The sequence below is a fragment of the Pseudomonas sp. GGS8 genome (assembly GCF_024168645.1).
Taxonomy (GTDB): Bacteria; Pseudomonadota; Gammaproteobacteria; order Pseudomonadales; family Pseudomonadaceae; genus Aquipseudomonas.
The window spans coordinates 6651803-6675507 of sequence record NZ_JALJWF010000001.1 but is presented as its reverse complement, the minus strand read 5'-3'; the positions used below and the strand labels follow the sequence as shown (position 1 = coordinate 6675507).

Genomic DNA, 23705 nt, shown 5'->3' with positions numbered 1-23705 from the left:
ACCTGGCGTTTTTTTATGCGTGAAACAGCGATCAGCTGCGATTACGCTTCGGCAGCACATCCTTGAGCTTGGCATGCATGCTGCGCAAGGTGTTTTCGGTAGCGGCCCAGTCGATGCAGGCATCGGTGATCGACACGCCGTATTGTAGGTCGGCGAGGTCTTTGGGGATTGCCTGGCAGCCCCAGTTCAGGTGGCTTTCGACCATCAGGCCGATGATCGACTGGTTGCCTTCGAGGATCTGGTTGGCGACGTTTTCCATCACCAGCGGTTGCAGGGCCGGGTCCTTGTTGGAGTTGGCGTGGCTGCAATCGACCATGATGTTCGGCTTGATGTTGGCCTTGTTCAGCGCTTGCTCGCAGAGTGCGACGCTGACCGAATCGTAGTTTGGCTTGCCATTGCCGCCGCGCAATACCACGTGACCGTAGGCGTTGCCCTTGGTGGTGACGATCGACACGCCACCTTCCTGGTTGATGCCCAGGAAACGGTGCGGGCTGGAAACCGATTGCAGGGCGTTGATGGCCACCGTCAGGCCGCCATCGGTGCCGTTCTTGAAGCCGACGGCCGAGGACAGGCCGGAAGCCATTTCACGGTGCGTCTGGGATTCGGTGGTGCGCGCGCCGATCGCCGACCAGCTGATCAGGTCCTGCAAGTATTGCGGGGAGATCGGGTCGAGGGCTTCGGTCGCGGTCGGCAGGCCCATCTCGGCCAGGTCCAATAGCAATTGACGACCGATGTGCAGGCCATCCTGAATCTTGAACGAGTCGTCGAGGTACGGATCGTTGATCAAGCCTTTCCAGCCAACGGTGGTGCGTGGCTTCTCGAAATACACACGCATGACCAGATACAGGGAATCGGACACTTCGGCCGCGAGAACCTTCAGGCGCTCGGCGTATTCGTGGGCAGCCTTGATGTCATGGATTGAGCACGGCCCGATCACGACGAACAGGCGGTGGTCGGTACCATCAAGAATGTTGCGAATGACTTCGCGACCCTTGGTGACGGTGCGCAGGGCAGCGTCGCTCAGAGGGATATCACGCTTGAGCTGATCGGGAGTGATCAGGGTCTCGTTGGAGGCGACGTTAAGGTCGTTGATCGGTAAATCAGCCATCGTTTACTCGTCAGGTCACGGGTGCCGGCCGCCAGCGAACCCGCGCGGCGGAGCACAGCAAATTTAAGCGCGTCGGGGAGCAGAACCTTAGCGCGTTACACCGTGGCTCGACAATGGGCAGACACCGGTTTAATAGGCATTCTCCATCAGTTTCCCCACCGCGGCGGGGAAACTGATGGCGAATGCACCCTAACCCGGCACTGGCTGTGCAAATGCCTTGCTAACCGTATCGTGGGAAAATTCGTCGGCGTGCTGCTGGACCCATTCGAGGGCCAGGGTCTCATTGTTCTGCTGTTCGCTTTGGGGTTCATGCTGGCGGCAGTAACGTTCGATCTGGCAGACCTGCTCACCCATCCGCGCGCAAAACAGTGTCTGTTCGTCGACGAAGGCGATCCCCACCAGATAGCCGCGTTTTCGTCGCAGGCACCATGCCACGTAGCCCAGGTAACAGACGGTGGTGCTCAGGGTCGGCATGCGCACTTCCAGTGCCGTGCCCCGTCGCCACGCGCGGTGGTAATTGCAAGCCATGCCGCCGAGGCTGATAGTGTGCAGCTCTTGCCGCGAAATACACTCATGTTTGAGCAACGTTAATTCGACGGGCACATCGTCAGGATGAGGAAGATAACGTCTCATGAACACGGACTCCCTGTGTCGGCCACTTGACACTGTTTCTCCCAGTATAGTGGTCGAATCGGAACTGACCGATTTCGACGCCGACCAACGGTTGCTGGCGATGAGCGGCATTTCACTGGTGATTTTCACCAGCGTCGGCTGCGCCAGTTGCCGTTTTGCCCGCGAGCAGTTGCCCAGGCTCGAACTGGCGGTCGATCGGCTGTGCTGGATCGATGCCGGGAGCAATGGCGGGGTGGTCGAGCGTTATCGGGTCTTTCATTTGCCGGCCCTGTTTGTGGTGCGCGACGGTGAGTATTTTGGGGCGCTACAGTCGCGCCTGACCTGCACAGCGCTCAACGAAGCGGTGGACCAGGCGCTGAATCGACCAGCAGAGGAGTTGCCATGACAGGCACAGTGGTCAGGCCGACAATCGGCATTATCGGGACCGGCGCGATCGGTGGTTTCTACGGGCTGATGCTGGCGCGCGCCGGCTTCGACGTGCATTTTCTGTTGCGCAGCGAGTTTTCAGCGGTAGCCGAACGCGGCTTGCATCTCGACCATGCGTCGTTGGGCCCGCTGACCTTGAACCCGGTCCAGGCGTATTCATCGGCGGCCGACATGCCGCCCTGTGACTGGCTGCTGGTGGGCGCCAAAACCACCAGTAACGCGGATCTGGCACCGGCCATTATTCAAGCCGCGGCCCCTGATGCCAAAGTGCTGTTGCTGCAAAATGGCCTGGACGTCGAAGACAGCCTGCACGAGTTGCTTCCTGATTCGCTGCACCTGCTCGGTGGGCTTTGTCTGATCTGCGTCCATCGCTCCGGCCCCGGGAGCGTCACCCATCAAGCGCTCGGTTCGGTGAATGTCGGCTATCACAGCGGTCCCGCCGTCAATGAACAGGCGCGCATGAACATCGTCGAGGCGGGCGCCGGGTTGTTCCGCGCTGCCGGCATCGACGCCCAGGCCATGCCGAGTTTGCATCAGGCGCGCTGGCAGAAACTGGTCTGGAATATTCCCTACAACGGTCTGTCGGTGCTGCTCGGGGCCAGCACCACACCGTTGATGGCGGATGCCGACAGCCGCGCGCTGATTCAGGCCTTGATGGCCGAAGTGGTTCAGGGGGCCAAGGCCTGCGGGTATGACATGCCGCCGGGTTACGCCGATTATCTGTTCATGATGACCGAGAAAATGCCCGACTACTGGCCGAGCATGTACCACGATTTTCTGCACCAGCGGCCACTGGAACTGAATGCCATTTACACTCGGCCACTGGCCGCGGCGAAGGCGGCGGGGTGTGAGTTGCCGCGAATCGAGGCCTTGTATCGCAGCTTGAGTTTTATCGACCGACGTAACCACTGAGTCGGTCAAGAGAAGGGGGAAGCATGGCAAATGTCATAGACGACAAACTGGTGCTGGCGATTTCTTCGCGAGCGCTGTTCGATTTGAGCGAGAGCCACAAGGTCTATCTGTCGAGCGGCGTCGAGGCTTATCGGCAGTACCAGATTGAACACGAAGACGAAATTCTCGAGCCCGGCGATGCATTCCCGTTGGTGGAAAAACTCCTGAACCTCAACGCCAGTCTCGGCCGTGCCCGGGTCGAGGTGATCCTGGTGTCGCGCAACAGCGCCGACACCGGCCTGCGGGTTTTCAACTCGATTCATCACTATGGCCTGTCGATCTCGCGTGCGGCATTCGTCGGCGGGCGCAGTCCTTACCCGTACCTCAAGGCCTTTGGTTGCGACCTGTTTCTTTCGACCCATGCCGAAGACGTGCGCAATGCGCTGGATGCCGGATTCGCTGCAGCGACTATTCTGTCGGGCGGTGCCAGTCGCGCCGCCAGCGATGAATTGCGCATTGCATTCGACGGTGACGCGGTGCTGTTTTCCGACGAGTCGGAGCGGGTCTATCAGTCGGGAGGCCTGGCGGCGTTTCAGGCCAGCGAGCGTGAGGCGGCCCGCGAGCCTTTGCGTGGCGGGCCGTTCAAAGGTTTTCTCGCGGCGCTCAATTTGTTGCAGCGCGAGTTCCCTGATGATGCCTGTCCGATCCGCACGGCGCTGGTGACCGCGCGATCGGCCCCGGCCCATGAAAGGGTGATCCGTACCTTGCGCGAATGGGACATTCGTCTGGACGAATCGCTGTTCCTTGGTGGCCTGACCAAATCGGCTTTTCTCGAAGCCTTTGCCGCCGACGTATTTTTCGACGATCAGGCGGGCCATTGCGAGCTGGCCCGTGAAGTGGTCGCCACCGGGCACGTGCCCCATGGCATCAGTAACGAGCCGTCGGTTTAAAGCCCGGTGGTTCAATGCGTTGCGCCGGACGCCGCACTCGCCACGGCACTGCTAAGCTGAATCAATCTCCGCCATGTTGGCATTCGAGGAGGTCATATGATTCGTTCGATGCTGTATGCCACTGACTTGGGTCTGTACGCACCATTGGTGATGCAGCATGCTTTGGAACTGGCTCGAACATTCAATGCCGACTTGTATGTGGTGCACGCGGTAGAGCCCATGGGGCTGTTTGCCGAATCCGTGTTGCAAAGCTATCTCGACGAGAAGGCCTTGAACGAATTTCACAGTCAGGGTCTGAACAATGTGATCGCCAATATTCAGCAACGGGTGCTCGACAACTTTCGCGAAGAGCTGGGGGATGAGGGAGAGCAGGATTTGCAGCGGATTCAGGCAGTGCGGGTGCTGCAGGGCGATCCGTCGCAGGTGATTCTCGACCAGGCGCAGAAACTCTCTGTCGATTTGCTGATCGTAGGGAGTCACAGCCATGGTGCTGGCGCGGAAACGCCGTTGGGTCGAACCGCTGCGCGCGTGTTGCAACTGGCCAGAGTGCCGGTCTATCTGGTGCCGCTGGTGGAGCGTCGCCGCAAAGAGGATCGCTAGAACACGAATAATGGCATTTTGACAAAAAGTTCTAGATTTATTGGTCTAACCATTAATATAGTTATATACCGTCGCTGATGCCCGTGGCGTCTACCTGCTTTGAGGGATTCATATGAAGCTTCAACAATTGCGCTACATCTGGGAAGTGGCGCACCACGACCTCAACGTTTCTGCTACAGCCCAAAGCCTCTACACCTCGCAACCGGGCATCAGCAAACAGATTCGTCTGTTGGAAGACGAGTTGGGGGTCGAGGTTTTCGCCCGCAGCGGCAAGCATCTGACCCGCGTTACCCCGGCCGGCGAGCGCATCATCACCACCGCCGGTGAGATCCTGCGCAAAGTTGAAAGCATCAAACAGATCGCCCAGGAATTCTCCAACGAGAAAAAGGGCACCCTGTCGATTGCCACCACCCACACCCAGGCGCGTTATGCATTGCCACCGGTGATCAGCAATTTCATCAAGCAATACCCGGACGTTGCTCTGCACATGCACCAGGGTTCGCCGATGCAGATCGCCGAGATGGCCGCGGACGGCACCGTCGATTTTGCCATCGCCACCGAAGCCCTGGAGCTGTTCGGTGACCTGGTGATGATGCCGTGCTATCGCTGGAACCGCTGCGTGGTCGTACCTCAGGGCCACCCGCTGACCAAGCTGTCGAAGCTGACCCTCGAAGCCCTGGCCGAATACCCGATCGTGACGTACGTGTTCGGTTTCACCGGCCGTTCGAAACTCGACGAAGCTTTCAGTCATCGTGGTCTGACACCGAAAGTGGTGTTCACCGCCGCTGACGCCGACGTGATCAAGACGTATGTTCGGCTGGGTCTGGGCGTGGGCATCGTGGCGAAAATGGCGGTCGATACCAAGCTCGATAGCGACCTCGTGGTGCTCGATGCCAGCGAGTTGTTCGAATCCAGTATTACCAAAATCGGTTTCCGTCGCGGCACTTTCCTGCGTGGGTTCATGTGCGACTTCATCGAAAAATTCGCTCCGCACCTGACCCGCGAAGTGATGGCCAAGGCCATTCAGTGCCACAACAAACAGGAATTGGAAGAGCTGTTCGACGGCGTCGAACTGCCGGTCCATTAAGCGTCAACAGACTCTAGACCACCTCGGTGACAGCAAACTGTTGCCGAGCGCCCGCCACCAGAATCTCCACTTCATCCCCTTCGAACTTGCCCAGCAGGCTTTTACCCAGCGGCGAACGAGGGGTGATGACAGTAATCAATTGCCCCACCAGATCAACCTTCAACCCGGCCGCGTCGGGGGCCAGGAACAGCCATTGTTCGCGACCTTTTTCGTCTTCAAGGCCGAGCAGGGCGCCGACTTCGATGCCGCGCCGTTCGTCATAAGGCCGCAGTGTCAGGTTCTGGCAAAGGGTCAATGACAGCCTGATTTCCTCCACTCGCCTCGCCTGTCCGGCCGCCAGATAAGACGCCTCCAGCCCCAGGGTGTCGTACTTGTTTTCGGCTATGTTTTCTTCGTGGGTCGCGGTTTCGTATGCGGTTTGTGCGGCACGTTCGGCGATGTCGAGATCGATCCGCAGCTTGTCGATAATCAGTTGGTGGACGGTCGGCTTGTGCATAGGGCGCTTCATGATCAATCGCAGAATTGCAGGACGTTGGCGCGGCTTTTTTCGCTCGGCGCAGTTTGGTCTTGTTGCAGCCAGAACTGGCATTTTGGATTGGCCAGATTGTGTTTGCTGCTTCTGGCCTGTTCCACCATTTGCTGCTGATCGTTCCTGCGCAGGTGTTCCTCGTACTGTTCGAACATCGGATTTTGCGGGGTGGGTTGCGCAATCACCGGCGGTTTGGCCAGTGGCTCCACCGCCTGGGCCAAGGGTGCCAATTGCTCGTTGAACAACAGGCGCCAGGCGAGCCAACAGGTCAGTGCGATCGCGATAAATCCCAGCCACAAACCAAGGGCGATGCTGCCGGTCAGTTGCAGCGCATTGAGCTGGACTGGCATGGAGCGGCGCGGGTGGGGACGGTAGGGCATGACTGCCTCCTGGCGGGTGGTCGCGGGCGAGTGGCGATTGTCGCACGAAGATTAATCGTCGTCGGCTCTTCTGCGCGGGGTAATTTATGCGGACAATCGGCGCTTTTGCCAACGGGAACCTGGTATGCCTGAAATGAAAACCCGCTGGGATATTTTTTGCACCGTGGTCGACAATTTTGGCGACATCGGCGTGACCTGGCGTCTGGCCCGCCAACTGGTGGCCGAACATTCAGTGACGGTGCGCTTGTGGGTCGATGACCTGCGGGCCTTCGAGCGGTTGTGTCCACAAATCGACATCCACGCCGCGCAGCAGTGGCAGCAGGGGGTCGAGGTGCGACAGTGGTCGGCGGACTGGCAACCCACCGACGCCGCAGATGTCGTCATCGCCGCTTTCGCCTGCCAGTTACCGAGTGCTTATATGGAGGCCATGGCCGAACGGGAAAAGCCGCCGCTGTGGATGAACCTCGATTATCTGAGCGCCGAAGATTGGGTCGTCGGTTGCCACGGCTTGCCGTCGGTGAAGTACAAGAATGTGCAGAAGTTCTTTTTCTTTCCGGGGTTCCGCAAGGGCACCGGTGGTTTGCTGCGCGAAAGCGGATTGCTCGAGCGGCGTCGGCAGTTCCAGCAAAGTCCCGAGGCTCAGCGAGAGTTTCTGCAAGGCCTGGGGGTTGAGCGCGCCCCGAAGGCACAGCTGATCTCGCTGTTCGCCTACGAAAATACCGGGCTGGCCAGTTGGCTCGACACCATGGCTGCCGACTCGACACCCACTCATCTGCTGGTGCCCGAGGGGCGGATTCTCGGTGACGTCGAGCGCTGGCTCGGGGTGAGCGGGTTGACGGCCGGCGCGGTGCATGTGCGCAACGCCCTGACCGTGCAAGTGCTGCCGTTCGTCCGGCAGGATCAATACGACTTGCTGCTGTGGAGCTGCGATTTCAACGCCGTGCGCGGCGAAGATTCTTTTGTTCGCGCCCAATGGGCAGGCCGGCCGCTGCTCTGGCACATCTATCGGCAGGACGAAGACATCCATCTGGACAAGCTCGACGCGTTCCTGGCTCTGTACACCCAAGACCTGTCCGAGCCTGCCCGTGAGGCGATCAGCGGTCTATGGCGGGCGTGGAACGCCGGTGAGACAATGGTCGAGCACTGGAAATCAACCCGCAAACACGGGCCGGAACTGCAAAAACATGCCGAGGCGTGGTGTCTGGAACAAGCCTTGCAGGCAGATCTTGCCGCAGCGCTGGTACAGTTTTACCTAAATTGGATATGATACGCGGCCTAGATTTTTGTAAATCCCATCCAAATTCGGATATTCGCAATGAAAACTGGTAAAGAACTGAAACCCGGTATGGTGATCCGTATCGACAACGATCCTTGGCTGGTTCAGAAAGCTGAATTCACCAAGTCGGGTCGTAACAGCGCGATCATGAAGACCAAGCTGAAAAACCTGTTGACCGGTTACAAGACCGAGACCGTTTACAGCGCCGACGACAAACTGGACGACGTGATCCTCGACCGCAAAGAAGCGACCTTGTCCTTCATCAGCGGCGACTCCTACACGTTCATGGACACCACTGACTACACCATGTACGAGCTGAACGCTGAAGACATCGAAGCCGTTCTGCCTTTCGTTGAAGAAGGCATGACCGATGTTTGCGAAGCGATCTTCTTCGAAGAGCGTCTGGTTTCCGTAGAACTGCCGACCACTATCGTGCGTCAGGTTGACTACACCGAAGGTTCCGCTCGCGGTGACACTTCCGGCAAGGTGATGAAGCCTGCCAAACTGAAGAACGGTACCGAACTGTCGGTTGCTGACTTCATCGAAATCGGCGATATGATCGAGATCGATACCCGCGAAGGCGGTTCCTACAAAGGCCGTGCTAAATAAGCACCGCTTGAGGAATGAAAAAGCCCGACCATTGAGTCGGGCTTTTTTGTGGGCGAATGATCGGGATCTGTTGCCCAGTGATCAAACGGTAACGTGCAGGCGCACATCGACGTTGCCACGGGTGGCGTTGGAGTACGGGCAGACCTGGTGGGCGGCCTCGACCAGGCTTTGTGCATCGGCTTGTTCAAGGCCAGGAAGGCTGATGTGCAGGTCGATGTCCAGACCGAAACCGCCAGGGATCTGACCGATGCCGACATGGGCGGTAATCGATGCGTCGTCGGGGATTTTGCGTTTGGTCTGGCTGGCGACGAATTTCAGCGCGCCGATGAAGCAGGCGGAATAGCCGGCGGCGAACAGTTGTTCAGGGTTGGTTGCCGCGCCGCCGGCACCGCCGAGTTCTTTCGGAGTGGCGAGTTTGACATCGAGGATGTTGTCGCTGGAGATCGCACGACCGTCACGGCCGCCGGTGGAGGTTGCGATTGCGGTGTAGAGAGTTTGCATGGTGTGAGCCTCGTTCGGGTTTGATTATTTGCGCTAAATGTTTGCGCACAAAGTAAGTTCGAGGTGAATGTAGCTCGCTAATATTTAGTGCGCAATATAAATTTTTGAAAAAGACTGACCCTGGCCATCGCCTGAAGATTCGATCAGGCGGGAGATGTTTGAGATAGACGCTTTCGTGCGGGATTTATGCGAAGTGAATTTTTTGCGACGGGGAGGACGCCTTCGCGGTCTAAAGGCTGTCTTGCAGGTGGCTGCGCAGTGTTTGAAGCTCCGCTTGCAGCTTCTTCAACTGTTCCAGCGTCTGCCCGCTGGCGCCGAGGATGCATTGGGGAATGCCCCGCGCTTTGTCTCGAAGCGCATGGCCTTGCTCGGTGAGCTCGACAATCACCACTCGTTCGTCTTCCCGGCTACGGGTGCGGCTCAGCAAACCTTCGGCTTCCAGGCGCTTGAGCAGCGGGGTAAGGGAACCGGGATCAGTCAGCAGTCGGGTGCTGATTTCGCCCACCGTCAATCCATCCTTTTCCCACAACACCATCATCGCCAGGTACTGCGGATACGTCAGGCCCAGTGCTTGCAGCAGCGGCTTGTAGACCTTGGTCATCAGCAGTGAGGTGGAGTGCAGGGCGAAGCAGACCTGATTGTCCAGCAGCAGTTCGTCGCAGTGGTCCGGGGTGTTGCGCTCGGTGTTCATTTCAAAGCCTTGATCAGTGATTGAATGAATCTAGCGGGCGAATCTTTAATGCGCCAGATAATTCTCGATCAGTGACGGTCCAGGTTGGTTTGCAGCGCCAGATCCCACGGCGGGATGGGGCTGAAACGAGTCTTCAGGTATTCCAGCAATAAGCGGCTACGCGCACTGGGTTGCTGCTCCAGGCGTAACGCATAAATACCGGTGCTTTCCGGTTTTGGCAGACCTTTTTCGCAGAACAGCGGCAGCAGTTCGCCGCGTAATAAATATTCGCTGGCCAGCCAGGTCGGCAGGTGTGCGACGCCCAAGCCGGCCAGTGCGCCGCAGACCAGTGCCTCGGCATTGTTGGCGCTCATGCGGATTCGTGCAGGCCGGTGCAAGTGCATCTGCCCATTCTGCTCGAAACGCCAGGCGAACGGCGGAGCCAGGCCGTCCCAATCCAGACCGTCGTGGTCGACCAATTGCGCCGGCTCGGTCGGCACGCCACGGCGTTGCAGGTAATCGGGGCTGGCGCAAGCGATGCGCACCATGCTCGCCAACGGCGTGGCCACCAGCCGGGTATCGGCCATTTGCCCGGCACGCAGTACCAGGTCGACCTTGCCCAGGTTTGAACCCTGCATATCGACAAAGCTGTCGATCAGGTGCAATTGCACGTCGAGGCCGGGATACAGCGTCAGGAAGTCGGCAATCACCGGCGCCAGATGGCGTCGTCCGAACGCTGCCGGCGCATCGACCCGAATCAAGCCTTCCGGCGCATTGCTCAGGGACACCGCTTCTGCCCGGGCCAGCCGCAGTTCCGCGACGATCCGCCGCGCGCGTTCGGCAAAGGCCAAGCCTGCCGGGGTAGCCCGCACCGCGTGGGTGCTGCGAATGAACAGCTGACTGCCGACAGCGCTTTCCAGGCTGTCGATGCGTCGTGCCACGGCCGATGGCGTCAGGGGGTGACGGCGGGATGCGGCAGAAAAACTGCCGGTTTCCAGCACATCAAGAAACAGCCCGAGTTGTTCGGTCAATTGGTTGGGGTTCATGGCTTCATCAACACTTGTGCGAATTTGGCACAGCCATTGTGCGTTGCTGTGCGTTTCCCCGCCAGAGCCGACTGCGTAGGATGAACAGTCTGACAAGAGGAAAATCGCCTGTGATTGAGTTCGTGATGTATCTGGTTTTTGGCGCTGCCTTGGGCACCCTTGGCGGGCTCTTCGGTATTGGTGGCGGGTTGGTGGCGATTCCGCTGTTGGGCGTATGGTGCGGTCTCGATCAGCAGGTCGCCCAAGGCACGGCACTGGTGATGGTGGTGCCGAACGTGATGCTGGCGCTGTGGCGCTATCACCAGCGCAATCGCATCGAATTGCGTCATGCGCTGCCATTGGCTTCGATGGGATTCTGCTTCGCCTGGATCGGTTCGATCTGGGCGGTGGGCATTGATGCGCAAACCATGCGTGTGGGCTTCGTCGCATTCCTGGTCGCGCTGTCGGCCTACAACCTGATGCGAATGTTCACTGCCACCGCGCCGGCGTCTTCGCAGATGCATTATTCATGGCCGTGGCTGGGTGTGCTCGGCGCGGCTTCCGGGACTATGGGCGGGTTGTTTGGCGTGGGCGGGGCGGTGGTGGCAACGCCGGTATTGACCAGTCTGTTTGGCACCAGCCAAGTGGTTGCTCAAGGCTTATCGCTAGCGTTGGCACTGCCGAGCACGGGCGTCACGTTGGCGACTTATGCGGTGCACCAACAGGTGCACTGGGCGATCGGTATACCGTTGGCGGTCGGTGGATTGATGAGCATCAGTTGGGGCGTGAGAGTCGCCCACGCACTGCCGGAGCGGCTGTTGCGCGGGCTGTTCTGTGGATTTCTGGTGTGCTGCGCCGTGATGCTCGCCTTTAAAGTTTGAAGCCTTCGACGATGTGCTCGGCCAGGCATTCGGTGATCGGTGAAGGGTTGTTCAGGTTGCGGATCAGCATGATGCTGCCTTCCGGCAACAGGGGCAGGTCCTGATCGGCGCCGAGGATGCGCATATCCGGCGTGATCAGGCTTTCCAGTTGCGCGGTGATGGCCAGGCCTGCGCTGACCACCGCCATCAATGCCGACAGACTGGAGCTGTTGTAGGCAATGCGGTAATCGCGGCCCATGGCGTCCAGGGCATTGCACGCCCAGGCGCGGCAGAAACAATCACTGTTGAACATCGCCAGCGGCAACGGTGTTTGCTCGTGGGCGTTGAAGCATTGGGCCTCGGCCCAGACAAAACGCTCCTTGCGCAACAATTGGCCGATCTCGTTACCCGGCTCGCGGGTGACGATGGACAGGTCCAGGTCCTGGCGCTGCAACAATTGCCGGGTCGATTCGCAGTGAACCTCGATCTGGATCAGCGGGTAGAACTGCGCGAAGCGCGACAGGATGCCCGGTAGAAAGCGCATCACGTAATCGTCGGGCGTGCCGATGCGCACCGTGCCGACCATGTGCGGCTCGCGCAGGGTATTAAAGACTTCGCTGTGGAGTTTGAGGATGCGCCGCGCGTAGCCCAGCAACACCTGGCCTTCGGCGGTCAGCTTGACTTGGCGCCCGTCGCGTTCGAACAGCTGGCGCTGCAACACGTCCTCTTCCAGGCGCTTCATCTGCATGCTCACCGCCGACTGGGTGCGGTTGACCATTTCACCGGCGCGGGTAAAGCCGCCCTGATCAGCGATCGCGACGAAGGTGCGCAATACATCGGTGTCGATACTGGGGTAGGCGGACATTCATCAATCTCCGAGATGTATGCCATCAGAAACATTCGTTGGATTGATCTTAACGCTGGAGCGAGACTGGATCCATCCCTAAAGGAGGGCTACACGATGAAAGGTCACAACGAGCATGTAATGGCAGAAAAATTCTCAATCCACGCGGTATCCGATCTGCTGCACAAGTTTAGTCGCTGGTACGAACTTCACCGTGAACGTGAAATGCTGGCGGGTTTGAGCGATGAAGCACTGAAGGACATCGGCGTGACACGTGCGGATGTGGAACATGAGGTAGTAAGACCGTTCTGGGATGATCCGATGCATAAATGATGATGCCATCGCTACACAAACCACTTTCGGGTGAGGTAGGTTGCGAGCAGACAAGGAGATGCTCATGCCTGCCACACTGTCCTTTTCCCTCAAACAGGCTCGGCGTCTGGCACTGGTTGCCCAAGGATTCAACGGGCGCCAGCCGCCGGCGGCGATCAAACCGGTTCAGCTCAACCGGCTGATCGAACGGCTCGGCATTCTGCAGATCGATTCGGTCAATGCGTTGGTGCGTTCGCACTACCTTCCCTTGTTTTCCCGTCTTGGTAACTATTCAACCGAGTTGCTCGATCAGGCTGCCTGGAGTCAGGGCCGTCGGCGCACGTTGTTCGAGTATTGGGGCCACGAAGCGTCGTTATTGCCGTTGTCGATGTACCCCTTGATGCGCTGGCGCATGCAGCGCGCAGTCCGCGGCGAAGACATCTACCAGCAACTGGCGCGTTTCGGTCGTGAGCAGCAGGACACGATTCGCCGCGTGCTGGCGTCGGTCCAGGAGCTCGGTGCGCTGGGGGCGGGCAGTCTGTCGACCCGCCAGGAACGGGCAGGGCCGTGGTGGGACTGGAGCGCCGAAAAGCATGCGCTGGAATGGTTGTTCGCCGCCGGTGAAGTGACCGTAGCCGGCCGGCGCGGGTTCGAACGGCTTTATGATTTGCCGGAGCGGGTGATTCCTTCAGCGATTCTTCAGCAGCCGTTGCTCAATGAGGCCGAGGCTCAGCGCGAATTGTTGCTGCATGCGGCCACGGCGTTGGGCGTTGGTACGGAAAAGGATCTGCGGGATTATTTTCGCTTGAGCCCGGCAGACAGCCGGCCGCGTCTGGCGGAACTGGTCGAGGGCGGTGAGCTGCTGGTCTGTGAGGTTGAAGGCTGGCGGCAACCGGCCTATTGCCTGGCTGAGTCGAAAGTGCCGCGCAAGGTTGAGACCAGTGCGCTGCTTTCACCATTCGATTCGCTGATCTGGGAGCGCAGCCGTACCGAGCGATTGTTCGATTTCCGTTATCGGCTGGAGATTTATACGCCGCAGCACAAGCGTGTCTACGGCTATTACGTATTGCCGTTTTTGCACAATGAGCGGATCGCTGCGCGGGTCGACTTGCGAGCCGAACGGGCGTCGGGCCGGTTGGCGGTGCATGCCGTGCATGAGGAAGAGCCGGGGCTGAATGATGAAGGGATGCTGGCGTTGGCGGTCAATCTGCGGCGAATGGCGGACTGGTTGGGGCTTGAGCGGGTTCAACTGAATTGCCCGCGGGCGAGTGCGGCGCGGTTGAGGGTGGCGTTGGCACAGATTGAGGGTGGTTGAACCGACACCATCGCGGGCAAGCCCGCTCCCACAGGGTTAGCGCCAGACACATAATTTGTGAACGACACGGTCATTGTAGGAGCGGGCTTACCCGCGATGGCGGCCTGTCAGGCAATAAAAAACCTACTGACTCACCGCCGGACTTGCTTCAGGGTCTCGGCAATCAAAAACGCCAGTTCCAGCGACTGATCGGCATTCATCCGCGGGTCGCAATGGGTGTGATAACGATCCGACAACCCATCTTCGGTAATCGGACGCGCGCCGCCGATGCATTCGGTGACGTTCTGCCCGGTCATTTCGATGTGGATGCCGCCGGCATAGCTGCCTTCCGCTTCGTGAACCTGGAAGAACTGCTTTACCTCGCCAAGGATCTGCGCGAAGTCGCGGGTCTTGTAACCGCTGCTGGCCTTGATGGTGTTGCCGTGCATCGGGTCGGAGCTCCAAAGCACCTGCTTGCCTTCGCGTTGCACCGCGCGAATAAGCTGCGGCAGGTGATCGCCGACCTTGTTCGCGCCCATTCGCGCAATCAGGTTCAGGCGACCGGGGTCGTTGTCCGGGTTGAGCACATCGATCAGGCGAATCAGGTCTTCAGGGTTCATGCTCGGGCCGACCTTGACCCCGATCGGGTTGTGCACCCCGCGCAGGAATTCGACGTGAGCACCGTCCAGTTGACGGGTACGGTCACCGATCCACAGCATGTGGGCCGAGCAGTCGTAGTAGTCGTTGGTCAGGCTGTCGCGACGCACAAAGGCTTCTTCGTAGTTCAGCAGCAGCGCTTCGTGGGCAGTGAAGAAACTGGTTTCGCGCAGTTGCGGCGAGCTGTCCATACCGCAGGCACGCATGAAGGCCAGGGTTTCATCAATACGATCAGCCAGGTGGCTGTATTTCTCGGCCAGCGCCGAGTTGGCGATGAAATCCAGGTTCCATTTGTGCACCTGATGCAGATCGGCAAAGCCGCCCTGGGCAAAGGCGCGCAGCAGGTTCAGGGTCGCGGTGGACTGGTGGTAGGACTGCAGCAGACGATCCGGGTCCGGCACGCGACTTTTTTCGTCGAAACCAATGCCGTTGACGATGTCGCCACGGTAGGCCGGCAGCGTCACGCCGTTGATGGTTTCATCGTTGGCCGAACGGGGTTTGGCGAATTGACCCGCCATGCGTCCGACTTTGACCACCGGGCAACCGGCGGCGAAGGTCATGACGATCGCCATTTGCAGCAACACTTTAAAGGTGTCGCGAATTTTCGCGGCGGAGAACTCGGCAAAGCTTTCGGCGCAGTCGCCGCCCTGCAACAGAAACGCCCGGCCCTGGGTGACTTCGGCAAACTGACGGCGCAACTCCCGCGCTTCACCGGCAAACACCAGTGGCGGATAGCTCGCCAGGGTTTGCTCGACGTGCAGCAAATGCGCCGCGTCGGGGTATTGAGGTTGTTGCTGGATCGGCAGGGCGCGCCAGCTGTCAGGGCTCCAGGGTTGGCTCATCGCAGTCTCTAGTGTTTTACGCTCGGACGGTTATGTTATCAGCAATTAGTGCGTGACCTGTTCCCGTCGCTTCGCGGACAATCGCGCCTTTGCTGCTTTATGTTGCGGTTTATCGCGTTGCCGGGGCCGGTAACGATCAGGAGACGAAATGACTGAGGAGCGCGTCGAGCATTTGCTCGCCGAGGTACAGGATGAGTTCGGCGTGATTCGCGTGCTGGAAGTGGCCGATTACCGTTTTCTGGAGTTCGGTGACGCCATCGAACAGAGCTGCGTGTTCACCGCCGACCCGAGCTGGCTCGAGTACGATTACACCCGCGCGATGTTGATTGGCGCGCTGTGCCACGAGCAACCGGACAGCGCGCTGTTCCTCGGGCTCGGTGCCGGCACGTTGACCCAGGCTTGCTTGAAGTTCCTGCCGCTGGAAGATGTCGAAGCCATCGAGCTGCGCCCTGACGTACCGCGTCTGGCCATCGAATACCTGGGGCTGGATGACGATCCGCGGCTGTACATCCGCGTCGGCGATGCGCTGGAGTTGCTCGATACGGCTGAACCGGCCGATCTGATTTTCGTCGACTTGTATACCGACGTCGGGCCGGGTGTCGGGCATCTGGCCTGGAGCTTTCTGGAAAACTGCCAGAAGCGCTTGAATCCGGGTGGCTGGCTGGTGATCAACCAGTGGGCCACCGACGACGGCAAACCGTTGGGTGCGGCATTGTTGCGCGGGCTCTATCACCGGCATTACTGGGAATTGCCGGTGAAGGAGGGCAATGTGATCCTGATCGTGCCATCGGAGCTGGATCAGGAGCTGGACATGGAGGGGCTGATCGCCCGCGCTGAAGGCCTGGCGCCGCGATTGGGGTATTCATTGCAGTCGTTGATCAAGGCGATTCGACCGGCGACATAAAATGGTTGTTCTTGAAGGCCTCATCGCGGGCAAGCCCGCTCCCACACTGATTTGCGTCGTTCACGAGACCTGTGGGAGCGGGCTTGCCCGCGATGAGGCCCTAACATGCGATGCATTCCTCAAATCCCTTTGAAGACGCCAGGCCGCTTCTCGATCATCGACCGCACACCCTCCTTGGCGTCCTCGCTATTGAGCAATTTTTTCACCAGCGCCGGCAATGACTGGGCCGCCACGGTCTCACCCTCGTAGCGCGCCTGCCGCGCAGACATCAACGTCGCCTGGACACCCAGTGGCGCTTGCCTCGCAATCCTCTCGGCCAGCTCGATCGCCCGTGGCAGCAAGTCCTCGCTGGCCATGACTTCCTGCACCAAGCCTAGACGCAAGGCGTCATGTGCATCGAATTCATCGCCGGTGAGCAGCCAGCGCATGGCATTGCCCCAGCCGGCGACCTGATGCAGGCGCAAGGTGGCGCCGCCGAACGGGAAGATCCCGCGCTGCACTTCCTTCTGGGCAAAACGGGTATTGCTGGCGCACAGATTGATGTCGGCGGCCAGCATCAATTCGATGCCCACGGTCAGGCAGTAGCCTTGCGCCGCGACAATCACCGGTTTACTGACCCGGGGGCCGACGAATACGCCCCAGGGATCGCAGCCACCGGGCGGTGCCTGCCAGCCTTCGGCCAGGGCTGTGCCAGCACTGACCAGATCGAGCCTGGCAGTGAAATGCTCGCCATGGCCGAACACCACCGCGACCCGCGCCTCACTGTCGGCTTCGAATTCGCCATAGGCCAGGCTGAGTGCATTGAGCAGGTCGAGGTCGAAGGCATTGCGTTTGGCCACCCGATCCAGGCCGATCATCAGGACATGATCATGCCGTTCACGGGTTACACGACTGGGGCTGGGCTGATTCATGGGAGCATTTCCTCGGGCGGGAAGGGTGTGTCAGGCCGAAGGTCTGTGTCACAAGGATGAACCGTTTTAGCGCCATCGCCAGCAGGGCCGGGCCTTTGCAAAATAGACGGTTGCACGATTATCCGCAAAGCCTGTGACACAACGGCGTACGCCGGTTTTTTCCGATAAAAAAAGCTCCCTTTTTGGCCGAATTCCGGTATAGTGCGCGCCGGCCTTTAACCGGGCCGCGTTTAGGTAGCGCAATTCCCCGAAGCCAGCTTCGGCTGCACGTTCGCCCCGCGAACTCTTCCTTGACGATTCTTTTCATTCATTCGTTTTCGCAAATCCCCGCCGACAAAGCTGCCAGGGCGACTCTTGAGTCTCAACACGGCATGCGCAGCTTTGGAGCATGGGTCTTTGCGGATGCACTTAGAGGCAGACCCATGACCCAGGAAATCGGCGGCTTCGCCGCTCTTGAACTTCACCCTAATATTGTCGCTGCAGTAGTCGCTACCGGCTATGAAGAGCCTTCGGCCATTCAGCAGCAGTCGATCCCGATCATTCTCGCCGGTCACGATATGATTGGCCAGGCGCAAACCGGTACCGGTAAAACCGCTGCCTTTGCCCTGCCGATCCTGCACCGCATTGATCCGTCCAAGCGCGAGCCGCAAGCTCTGATCCTGGCCCCAACTCGTGAGTTGGCGCTACAAGTTGCAACCGCTTTCGAAACCTACGCCAAGCAAATGCCGGGCGTAACTGTTGTGGCTGTCTACGGCGGCGCGCCGATGGGCCCACAATTGAAAGCAATCCGTAATGGCGCACAGATTGTTGTCGCCACTCCGGGTCGTCTGTGCGACCACCTGCGTCGCGACGAAAAAGTACTGGCTACCGTGAACCACCTGGTTCTCGACGAAGCGGACGAAATGCTCAAGCTGGGCTTCATGGACGACCTGGAAGTTATCTTCAAGGCCATGCCGGAAACCCGTCAGACCGTATTGTTCTCGGCCACCCTGCCGCAATCGATCCGTGCCATCGCCGAGCGCCACCTGCGCGATCCGAAGCACGTGAAGATCCAGAGCAAGACTCAGACCGTTACCGCGATCGAACAGGCTCACCTGTTGGTTCACGCTGACCAGAAGACTTCTGCCGTTCTCAGCTTGCTGGAAGTGGAAGATTTCGACGCCCTGATCATGTTCGTGCGCACCAAGCAAGCGACTCTGGACCTGGCCAGTGCCCTGGAAGCCAAAGGCTATAAAGCCGCTGCGCTGAACGGTGACATTGCTCAGAACCAGCGTGAGCGCGTAATCGAATCCCTCAAGGATGGCCGTCTGGACATCGTTGTGGCGACCGATGTTGCCGCTCGTGGCCTGGACGTTCCGCGTATCACTCACGTGTTCAACGTTGATATGCCGTACGACCCGGAATCCTACGTTCACCGTATCGGCCGTACCGGCCGTGCCGGTCGCGAAGGTCGCGCACTGCTGCTGGTCACTCCTCGTGAGCGCCGCATGCTGCAAGTGATCGAGCGTGTTACCGGTCAGAAAGTTGCCGAAGTTCGCCTGCCGGACGCTCAGGCTGTTCTCGATGCCCGCATCAAGAAACTGACCAACAGCCTGTCGCCGCTGGTGGCTGATGCCGAATCGACACACGGTGATCTGCTGGATCGCCTGACTGCCGACATCGGTTGCAGCCCACGTGCCTTGGCCGCAGCCCTGCTGCGCAAGGCTACCAACGGTCAAGCGCTGACCCTGGCCGCCATCGAGAAAGAGCGTCCACTGGTGCCGAACAATGCACCGCGTGGCGATCGTCCAGAGCGTTCCGGTGATCGTCCGGACCGTGGTGACCGCGAGCGTCGTGCTCCGATCCCGTTGGCTGAAGGTCGTGCTCGTTGCCGTACCGCGCTGGGTGCGCGTGACGGTATCGCTGCCAAGAACCTGCTGGGCGCCATCCTCAACGAAGGTGGTCTGGCGCGTGAAGCCATCGGTCGCATCCAGGTGCGTGACAGCTTCAGCCTCGTCGAGCTGCCGGAAGATGGTCTGGAGCGTTTGCTGACCAAGCTGAAGGACACTCGCGTTGCCGGTAAGCAATTGAAGCTGCGTCGCTACCGCGAAGATTGATCCGCTCTCGGGCTGATTAATCGCACATAAAAAATCCCCGACTGGTTCGGGGATTTTTTATGCCTGCTGTTTTGTGTCTGGTGTTTGAGCGGAGTCGGTCTACCTGTCAGCCGAAGCGATAGATGTCCATCCCCAGCGCTCCCATGGTGAACCCCTGGTGAGCAACACTGAACTCACCCCCGGCTGCGCGGGCGAAGTACAAGGGCAACAGATGTTCGTCACTCGGATGGTTGCGCACAGCGTTCGGAGCCTGCTGTCGATAGTCGTGCAACGCGGCTTCATCGTTCGCTTCGAGCTTCTCGATCATCCAGTCGCGGAATGCCTTGGCCCAGGGTTCGACGCTTTCCGGGCCGGCGTGCCAGTCCAGTTCGCGCAGGTTGTGGGTGATGCTGCCAGAGCCGATCAACAGCACGCCGTGCTCGCGCAGGCTGGCCAGGGCATGGCCGACGCGGGTTTGCAGCGCCGGGCCGCCACGGGTGGGCAGCGAGACCTGCACCACCGGGATATCGGCCAGCGGGTACATCAACGACAAGGGCACCCAAACGCCGTGGTCGAACGGGCGCTTGGCGTCGATACGCGCAGGCAGGCCATCGCCCTTCAGCAGCTCGACAACCTGCGCCGCCAGTTGCGGGTTACCGGGTGCGGGGTACTGCACCTCGAACAAGGCCTGGGGAAAGCCGCCGAAGTCGTGCCAGGTTTCGGGTTGAGGGTTGCCGCTGACCAATAATTCGCTGCTTTCCCAGTGTGCAGAGACGATCACGATGGCTTTGGGTTTCGGCATTGCGGCGGCCAGGCGCGCAAGGGCTGGCCCGCTGGCGCCAGGTTCCAGGGCCAGCATGGGGGAGCCATGAGAGATATACAGGCTGGGGAACATAATTGAGCTCCTGAGAGTAAGATGGCAGCATCTTCAGTCAGATCATTGATCTAAATCTAATATAAGTTTTAGAGTCTTTTGATCGAATTTTTCGGGGTTAATTATGCAGCCGGAGTTTTGGCACAAACGATGGGCGTCGAATCAGATCGGCTTTCATCTGCCGGAAGTAAATCCCTATCTGCAACGGTTCTGGCCGCAACTGGGTCTTGATGACGGTTCTCGTGTACTGGTGCCGTTGTGTGGCAAAAGCCTGGACCTGTTGTGGCTGGCGCACTGCGGTCATGAGGTGCTGGGTATTGAGCTGTCGGAAAAGGCCATCGAGGACTTTTTCAATGAGCATCAACTGGACCCGGCAATCAGCGAGCAGGGGCCTTTCAACGTCTATCGGGCGGGGTCTATCGAGCTGTGGTGCGGTGATTTCTTCGAGTTGACGGCAGGCGATGTTGCCGATTGCAGCGCACTGTACGACCGCGCTGCATTGATCGCCTTGCCGCCAGCGATGCGCGAGCAATACGCGGCTCATCTGATTCGGATTCTGCCGAAGGATTCTTTAGGGATTTTGATTACGCTGGATTACGACCAGGCGCAAATGGCCGGGCCGCCATTTGCTGTGCTTGATGACGAAGTGCAACAGCTGCTGGGGGCTTCGTGGGAGCTGAAGATCCTGGAAGACCAGGACGTCCTGGGTGAGAGCTGGAAGTTTCTCGAGGCCGGTGTCACGCGGCTTGAGGAGCGTGTGTATCGGGTTTCCAGTCGATAAAGGCTGCTGATTGTGCTGGCCTTATCGCGGGCAAGCCCGCTCCTACAGTTGACCGAGTTGTTCAGATGGGCGCTGTCTATGTGGGAGCGGGCTTGCCCGCGATGAGGCCCTGAAGAGCACCACGCCACTCAGCAAACAAAAAAAGGCCCGCATTCACTGCGGGCCTTTTCTTTTAGCGCGGAACCTCTCAGCCCCGGCGACGCAATGCGTCGATGCGTTCTTCCAGCGGCGGGTGGCTCATGAACATGCGGGCGAACCCTTGTTTGAGACCACCGTTGATGCCGAAGGCGTTCAGGGTGTCCGGCATGTGCACCGGCAGCCCTTGTTCTGCGCGCAGACGCTGCAGGGCACCGATCATTGCGCTGGTACCGGCCAGGCGTGCACCGGCATCGTCGGCACGGAATTCTCGTTTGCGCGAGAACCACATGACGATGGCGCTGGCCAGAATGCCCAGGACCAGTTCGGCGAAGATCGTTGCCACGTAGTAGGCAATGCCCTGGCCTTCTTCGTTCTTGAAAATCACCTTGTCGACAAAGTTGCCGATGATCCGGGCGAAGAACATCACGAAGGTGTTCACCACGCCCTGGATCAACGCCAGGGTAACCATGTCGCCGTTGGCCACGTGCCCGATTTCGTGGGCCAGAACGGCTTTCACTTCATCCGGTGAGAAGCGTTCGAGCAAGCCCTGGCTGACCGCGACCAATGCGTCGTTCTTGTTCCAGCCGGTGGCGAAGGCGTTGGCTTCATAGGCCGGGAAAATCCCGACTTCGGGCATCTTGATCCCGGCTTCGCGGGACAGTTGCTCGACGGTTTGCAGCAGCCATTGCTCGTGCCGGGTGCGCGGCTGGCTGATGATCTGGGTGCTGGTGCTCATCTTCGCCATCCACTTGGAGATGAACAGCGAGAACAGGGAACCGGCGAAACCAAAGACCGCACAGAAAATCAGCAGCTGATTGAGGTTGAGATCAACCCCGTTGGCCGCCATGAACCCGTTGAAGCCGAAAAGGCTCAGGGTGATGCTGGCAATCAGCACGACCGCCAGGTTAGTGGCCAAGAACAGCAATATGCGCATCATGGTTGTAGAAATCTCCTCGTGCTAAAGATGTAGCGTACTGCGGGGTATATAAGGTGCGGCACCGGGCTATTCAACTGGGTGACTATTTCAAACTGTGTCCTACGGCAACAGTCTAGCTGCTTGAAGGGCATTTCTGACGTCGACATGGGAAACGGTTGACAGCCGATTAGCGTCACAGGCCCCCGCCGTTATTGGGCGCGGGCATGAAACGTGTCGTCAGTCAGCATTTGCAATGGCGAGGCAGGGCAGGGCACACAGATGTGTTGCTGAATTAATCACCGTGCGACTTTTATCCGGGTCGCACGGTGACAGGCCATTTACTGGCGGTAGGATTTGAGGAAGTTGCCGATTCGGCCGATGGCCTGATCCAGGTCGTCGACCCGTGGCAGGGTGACCACGCGGAAGTGGTCCGGCCATGGCCAGTTGAAGGCCGTGCCTTGTACCACCAGCAGCTTCTCCGAGAGCAGCAGGTCGAGCACGAATTTCTCGTCGTTGTGGATCGGGCAGACTTTCGGGTCGATCCGCGGGAATGCATACAGCGCGCCCATCGGCTTGACGCAGCTTACGCCCGGAATGTCGTTGAGCAGCTCCCAGGTGCGATTGCGCTGTTCCAGCAGGCGCCCTTGGGGCAATACCAGGTCATTGATGCTCTGGTAGCCGCCGAGTGCTGTCTGAATCGCATGCTGGCTCGGCACGTTGGCACACAGGCGCATGTTGGCCAGTATGTCGATGCCTTCGATGTAGCTCTGAGCGTGGTGCTTCGGGCCGGAGATGGCGACCCAGCCGGAACGGAAACCGGCCACGCGATAAGACTTCGACAGACCGTTGAAGGTCAGGCACAGCAGGTCTGGAGCCAGCGAGGCGGAGCAGATATGCACGGCGTCGTCGTACAGGATCTTGTCGTAGATTTCGTCGGAGAACACCACCAGATTGTGCTGACGGGCGAGTTCCAGCATGCCCAGCAGGACTTCTTTCGAATACACCGAACCGGTGGGGTTGTTCGGGTTGATGATCACCAGAGCCTTGGTGTTCGGGGTGATCTTGGCCTTGATGTCGGCCAGGTCCGGCCACCAGTTGGCCTGCTCATCGCACAGGTAATGCACCGGGTTACCGCCCGCCAGGCTCACTGCGGCGGTCCACAGGGGATAGTCGGGGGCCGGCACCAGCACTTCGTCGCCGTTGTTGAGCAGGGCCTGCATCGACATCACGATCAGCTCGGAAACGCCGTTGCCCAGGTAGATGTCTTCAATGCCGACGCCTTCTACCTGCTTTTGCTGGTAGTACTGCATCACGGCTTTACGGGCGCTGAACAGGCCCTTGGAGTCGCTGTAGCCCTGGGCGGTCGGCAGGTTGCGGATCACGTCCTGAAGGATTTCATCCGGCGCTTCGAAACCAAAGGGCGCCGGGTTGCCGATGTTCAGCTTGAGGATACGATGACCTTCCTCCTCCAGTCGTTTGGCGTGCTTGAGCACTGGGCCGCGAATGTCATAGCAGACGTTGGCGAGCTTGTTCGATTTGCTGACCTGCATGGCGATGTGTTCCCGAAAATGAACGATCCAGGCGGCGTATGAACGACCGTACTGGGAATCCT

At 59.3% G+C, this 23705-nt stretch carries 25 protein-coding genes and 1 pseudogene; 13 read left to right on the top strand and 13 right to left on the bottom strand.

Annotation, left to right across the window (positions count from 1 at the left end; translation table 11 throughout):
- Positions 1-31 precede the first annotated feature (31 nt).
- Positions 32-1108, bottom strand: coding sequence for a 3-deoxy-7-phosphoheptulonate synthase (locus J3D54_RS30100; protein ID WP_253426351.1), 1077 nt, complete (start codon positions 1106-1108; stop codon positions 32-34).
- A 189-nt stretch (positions 1109-1297) separates the two neighbouring features.
- Positions 1298-1741 (bottom strand): PilZ domain-containing protein, encoded by a 444-nt coding sequence (locus tag J3D54_RS30095; RefSeq protein WP_253426348.1) that lies wholly within the window; start codon positions 1739-1741, stop codon positions 1298-1300.
- Here J3D54_RS30095 and J3D54_RS30090 point away from each other — a divergent pair.
- From J3D54_RS30090 to cysB, 5 genes are all read left to right on the top strand, one after another.
- Entirely contained in the window at positions 1740-2126 is a 387-nt protein-coding gene (locus tag J3D54_RS30090) for a co-chaperone YbbN (protein ID WP_253426345.1), read from the top strand. The genes J3D54_RS30095 and J3D54_RS30090 overlap by 2 nt on opposite strands.
- Positions 2123-3079: a putative 2-dehydropantoate 2-reductase gene (locus J3D54_RS30085; RefSeq protein ID WP_253426342.1), complete on the top strand. Its 957-nt coding sequence runs from the start codon at positions 2123-2125 to the stop codon at positions 3077-3079. Before J3D54_RS30090 ends, J3D54_RS30085 begins: the two co-directional genes overlap by 4 nt.
- 23 nt (positions 3080-3102) lie before the next feature.
- Positions 3103-4008 carry a 5'-nucleotidase gene (locus tag J3D54_RS30080; protein WP_253426339.1) on the top strand — a complete coding sequence of 302 codons (906 nt, stop codon included), beginning with the start codon at positions 3103-3105 and terminating at the stop codon, positions 4006-4008.
- Positions 4009-4104: 96 nt separating this feature from the next.
- Positions 4105-4608: a universal stress protein gene (locus J3D54_RS30075; RefSeq protein ID WP_007939995.1), complete on the top strand. Its 504-nt coding sequence runs from the start codon at positions 4105-4107 to the stop codon at positions 4606-4608.
- A gap of 112 nt (positions 4609-4720) precedes the next feature.
- Positions 4721-5695 (top strand): HTH-type transcriptional regulator CysB, encoded by a 975-nt coding sequence (cysB, locus tag J3D54_RS30070; RefSeq protein ID WP_007899921.1) that lies wholly within the window; start codon positions 4721-4723, stop codon positions 5693-5695.
- A 13-nt stretch (positions 5696-5708) separates the two neighbouring features.
- On the opposite strand, the gene J3D54_RS30065 is transcribed toward cysB, so the two are convergent.
- Positions 5709-6191 (bottom strand): GreA/GreB family elongation factor, encoded by a 483-nt coding sequence (locus J3D54_RS30065; RefSeq protein WP_033064117.1) that lies wholly within the window; start codon positions 6189-6191, stop codon positions 5709-5711.
- A gap of 14 nt (positions 6192-6205) precedes the next feature.
- On the bottom strand, positions 6206-6604 hold the full coding sequence (locus J3D54_RS30060; protein WP_253426336.1) for a hypothetical protein: 399 nt from the start codon (positions 6602-6604) through the stop codon (positions 6206-6208).
- A gap of 124 nt (positions 6605-6728) precedes the next feature.
- Between J3D54_RS30060 and earP the strand changes: the two genes are divergently transcribed.
- Positions 6729-7871, top strand: coding sequence for an elongation factor P maturation arginine rhamnosyltransferase EarP (gene earP / locus J3D54_RS30055; RefSeq protein WP_253426334.1), 1143 nt, complete (start codon positions 6729-6731; stop codon positions 7869-7871).
- Positions 7872-7919: 48 nt separating this feature from the next.
- Complete coding sequence (locus tag J3D54_RS30050) at positions 7920-8489, top strand: elongation factor P (protein WP_007940000.1); 570 nt, start codon at positions 7920-7922, stop codon at positions 8487-8489.
- 81 nt (positions 8490-8570) lie between these two features.
- Here the strand turns inward: J3D54_RS30050 and J3D54_RS30045 are convergent, their stop codons facing one another.
- The 3 genes from J3D54_RS30045 to J3D54_RS30035 form a co-directional block, all read right to left on the bottom strand.
- Positions 8571-8990 carry an organic hydroperoxide resistance protein gene (locus J3D54_RS30045; protein WP_052964019.1) on the bottom strand — a complete coding sequence of 140 codons (420 nt, stop codon included), beginning with the start codon at positions 8988-8990 and terminating at the stop codon, positions 8571-8573.
- 229 nt (positions 8991-9219) lie between these two features.
- Positions 9220-9681: a MarR family winged helix-turn-helix transcriptional regulator gene (locus J3D54_RS30040; protein WP_253426332.1), complete on the bottom strand. Its 462-nt coding sequence runs from the start codon at positions 9679-9681 to the stop codon at positions 9220-9222.
- A 68-nt stretch (positions 9682-9749) separates the two neighbouring features.
- Positions 9750-10706 (bottom strand): LysR family transcriptional regulator, encoded by a 957-nt coding sequence (locus J3D54_RS30035; protein ID WP_253426330.1) that lies wholly within the window; start codon positions 10704-10706, stop codon positions 9750-9752.
- Positions 10707-10816: 110 nt separating this feature from the next.
- Between J3D54_RS30035 and J3D54_RS30030 the strand changes: the two genes are divergently transcribed.
- A complete protein-coding gene (locus tag J3D54_RS30030; RefSeq protein ID WP_253426328.1) occupies positions 10817-11566 on the top strand; it encodes a sulfite exporter TauE/SafE family protein in 750 nt (249 codons plus the stop codon).
- On the opposite strand, the gene J3D54_RS30025 is transcribed toward J3D54_RS30030, so the two are convergent.
- Positions 11556-12410 (bottom strand): LysR substrate-binding domain-containing protein, encoded by an 855-nt coding sequence (locus tag J3D54_RS30025; protein ID WP_253426327.1) that lies wholly within the window; start codon positions 12408-12410, stop codon positions 11556-11558. The two genes, J3D54_RS30030 and J3D54_RS30025, sit on opposite strands and share 11 nt — an antisense overlap.
- Before the next feature lie 96 nt (positions 12411-12506).
- Between J3D54_RS30025 and J3D54_RS30020 the strand changes: the two genes are divergently transcribed.
- On the top strand, positions 12507-12722 hold the full coding sequence (locus J3D54_RS30020) for a DUF1127 domain-containing protein (RefSeq protein ID WP_253426326.1): 216 nt from the start codon (positions 12507-12509) through the stop codon (positions 12720-12722).
- A 64-nt stretch (positions 12723-12786) separates the two neighbouring features.
- Positions 12787-14016, top strand: coding sequence for a winged helix-turn-helix domain-containing protein (locus J3D54_RS30015; RefSeq protein ID WP_253426325.1), 1230 nt, complete (start codon positions 12787-12789; stop codon positions 14014-14016).
- Between the two features lie 131 nt (positions 14017-14147).
- Here J3D54_RS30015 and J3D54_RS30010 read toward each other — a convergent pair whose 3' ends face one another.
- Positions 14148-15494 carry a class II 3-deoxy-7-phosphoheptulonate synthase gene (locus J3D54_RS30010; protein WP_007899909.1) on the bottom strand — a complete coding sequence of 449 codons (1347 nt, stop codon included), beginning with the start codon at positions 15492-15494 and terminating at the stop codon, positions 14148-14150.
- 148 nt (positions 15495-15642) lie between these two features.
- On the opposite strand from J3D54_RS30010, the gene J3D54_RS30005 reads away from it, so the two are divergent.
- Entirely contained in the window at positions 15643-16398 is a 756-nt protein-coding gene (locus J3D54_RS30005; RefSeq protein ID WP_253426324.1) for a spermidine synthase, read from the top strand.
- Positions 16399-16517: 119 nt separating this feature from the next.
- Here the strand turns inward: J3D54_RS30005 and J3D54_RS30000 are convergent, their stop codons facing one another.
- Positions 16518-17309, bottom strand: a complete 792-nt coding sequence (locus J3D54_RS30000) for a crotonase/enoyl-CoA hydratase family protein (protein ID WP_253426323.1) — start codon at positions 17307-17309, stop codon at positions 16518-16520.
- Positions 17310-17697: 388 nt separating this feature from the next.
- Here J3D54_RS30000 and J3D54_RS29995 point away from each other — a divergent pair.
- A pseudogene (locus J3D54_RS29995) lies at positions 17698-19405 on the top strand (DEAD/DEAH box helicase).
- A gap of 106 nt (positions 19406-19511) precedes the next feature.
- On the opposite strand, the gene J3D54_RS29990 reads toward J3D54_RS29995, so the two are convergent.
- Positions 19512-20279, bottom strand: a complete 768-nt coding sequence (locus J3D54_RS29990; protein ID WP_253426322.1) for a class III extradiol ring-cleavage dioxygenase — start codon at positions 20277-20279, stop codon at positions 19512-19514.
- 103 nt (positions 20280-20382) lie between these two features.
- On the opposite strand from J3D54_RS29990, the gene J3D54_RS29985 reads away from it, so the two are divergent.
- Positions 20383-21039: a thiopurine S-methyltransferase gene (locus J3D54_RS29985; RefSeq protein WP_253426321.1), complete on the top strand. Its 657-nt coding sequence runs from the start codon at positions 20383-20385 to the stop codon at positions 21037-21039.
- A gap of 187 nt (positions 21040-21226) precedes the next feature.
- On the opposite strand, the gene htpX is transcribed toward J3D54_RS29985, so the two are convergent.
- Both htpX and J3D54_RS29975 read right to left on the bottom strand, forming a co-directional pair.
- Complete coding sequence (gene htpX, locus J3D54_RS29980) at positions 21227-22114, bottom strand: protease HtpX (protein ID WP_008075669.1); 888 nt, start codon at positions 22112-22114, stop codon at positions 21227-21229.
- 317 nt (positions 22115-22431) lie between these two features.
- Positions 22432-23643, bottom strand: coding sequence for a pyridoxal phosphate-dependent aminotransferase (locus tag J3D54_RS29975; protein ID WP_253426850.1), 1212 nt, complete (start codon positions 23641-23643; stop codon positions 22432-22434).
- Between the last annotated feature and the right edge of the window lie 62 nt (positions 23644-23705).

What these genes read in the sequence shown, in the direction of transcription:
- J3D54_RS30100 (WP_253426351.1), bottom strand. Translation starts at nt 1,108, where the DNA reads ATGGCTGATTTACCGATCAACGACCTTAACGTCGCCTCCAACGAGACC.
- J3D54_RS30090 (WP_253426345.1), top strand. Translation starts at nt 1,740, where the DNA reads ATGAACACGGACTCCCTGTGTCGGCCACTTGACACTGTTTCTCCCAGT.
- J3D54_RS30095 (WP_253426348.1), bottom strand. Translation starts at nt 1,741, where the DNA reads ATGAGACGTTATCTTCCTCATCCTGACGATGTGCCCGTCGAATTAACG.
- J3D54_RS30085 (WP_253426342.1), top strand. Translation starts at nt 2,123, where the DNA reads ATGACAGGCACAGTGGTCAGGCCGACAATCGGCATTATCGGGACCGGC.
- J3D54_RS30080 (WP_253426339.1), top strand. Translation starts at nt 3,103, where the DNA reads ATGGCAAATGTCATAGACGACAAACTGGTGCTGGCGATTTCTTCGCGA.
- J3D54_RS30075 (WP_007939995.1), top strand. Translation starts at nt 4,105, where the DNA reads ATGATTCGTTCGATGCTGTATGCCACTGACTTGGGTCTGTACGCACCA.
- cysB (WP_007899921.1), top strand. Translation starts at nt 4,721, where the DNA reads ATGAAGCTTCAACAATTGCGCTACATCTGGGAAGTGGCGCACCACGAC.
- J3D54_RS30065 (WP_033064117.1), bottom strand. Translation starts at nt 6,191, where the DNA reads ATGCACAAGCCGACCGTCCACCAACTGATTATCGACAAGCTGCGGATC.
- J3D54_RS30060 (WP_253426336.1), bottom strand. Translation starts at nt 6,604, where the DNA reads ATGCCCTACCGTCCCCACCCGCGCCGCTCCATGCCAGTCCAGCTCAAT.
- earP (WP_253426334.1), top strand. Translation starts at nt 6,729, where the DNA reads ATGCCTGAAATGAAAACCCGCTGGGATATTTTTTGCACCGTGGTCGAC.
- J3D54_RS30050 (WP_007940000.1), top strand. Translation starts at nt 7,920, where the DNA reads ATGAAAACTGGTAAAGAACTGAAACCCGGTATGGTGATCCGTATCGAC.
- J3D54_RS30045 (WP_052964019.1), bottom strand. Translation starts at nt 8,990, where the DNA reads ATGCAAACTCTCTACACCGCAATCGCAACCTCCACCGGCGGCCGTGAC.
- J3D54_RS30040 (WP_253426332.1), bottom strand. Translation starts at nt 9,681, where the DNA reads ATGAACACCGAGCGCAACACCCCGGACCACTGCGACGAACTGCTGCTG.
- J3D54_RS30035 (WP_253426330.1), bottom strand. Translation starts at nt 10,706, where the DNA reads ATGAACCCCAACCAATTGACCGAACAACTCGGGCTGTTTCTTGATGTG.
- J3D54_RS30025 (WP_253426327.1), bottom strand. Translation starts at nt 12,410, where the DNA reads ATGTCCGCCTACCCCAGTATCGACACCGATGTATTGCGCACCTTCGTC.
- J3D54_RS30020 (WP_253426326.1), top strand. Translation starts at nt 12,507, where the DNA reads ATGAAAGGTCACAACGAGCATGTAATGGCAGAAAAATTCTCAATCCAC.
- J3D54_RS30015 (WP_253426325.1), top strand. Translation starts at nt 12,787, where the DNA reads ATGCCTGCCACACTGTCCTTTTCCCTCAAACAGGCTCGGCGTCTGGCA.
- J3D54_RS30010 (WP_007899909.1), bottom strand. Translation starts at nt 15,494, where the DNA reads ATGAGCCAACCCTGGAGCCCTGACAGCTGGCGCGCCCTGCCGATCCAG.
- J3D54_RS30005 (WP_253426324.1), top strand. Translation starts at nt 15,643, where the DNA reads ATGACTGAGGAGCGCGTCGAGCATTTGCTCGCCGAGGTACAGGATGAG.
- J3D54_RS30000 (WP_253426323.1), bottom strand. Translation starts at nt 17,309, where the DNA reads ATGAATCAGCCCAGCCCCAGTCGTGTAACCCGTGAACGGCATGATCAT.
- J3D54_RS29990 (WP_253426322.1), bottom strand. Translation starts at nt 20,279, where the DNA reads ATGTTCCCCAGCCTGTATATCTCTCATGGCTCCCCCATGCTGGCCCTG.
- J3D54_RS29985 (WP_253426321.1), top strand. Translation starts at nt 20,383, where the DNA reads ATGCAGCCGGAGTTTTGGCACAAACGATGGGCGTCGAATCAGATCGGC.
- htpX (WP_008075669.1), bottom strand. Translation starts at nt 22,114, where the DNA reads ATGATGCGCATATTGCTGTTCTTGGCCACTAACCTGGCGGTCGTGCTG.
- J3D54_RS29975 (WP_253426850.1), bottom strand. Translation starts at nt 23,643, where the DNA reads ATGCAGGTCAGCAAATCGAACAAGCTCGCCAACGTCTGCTATGACATT.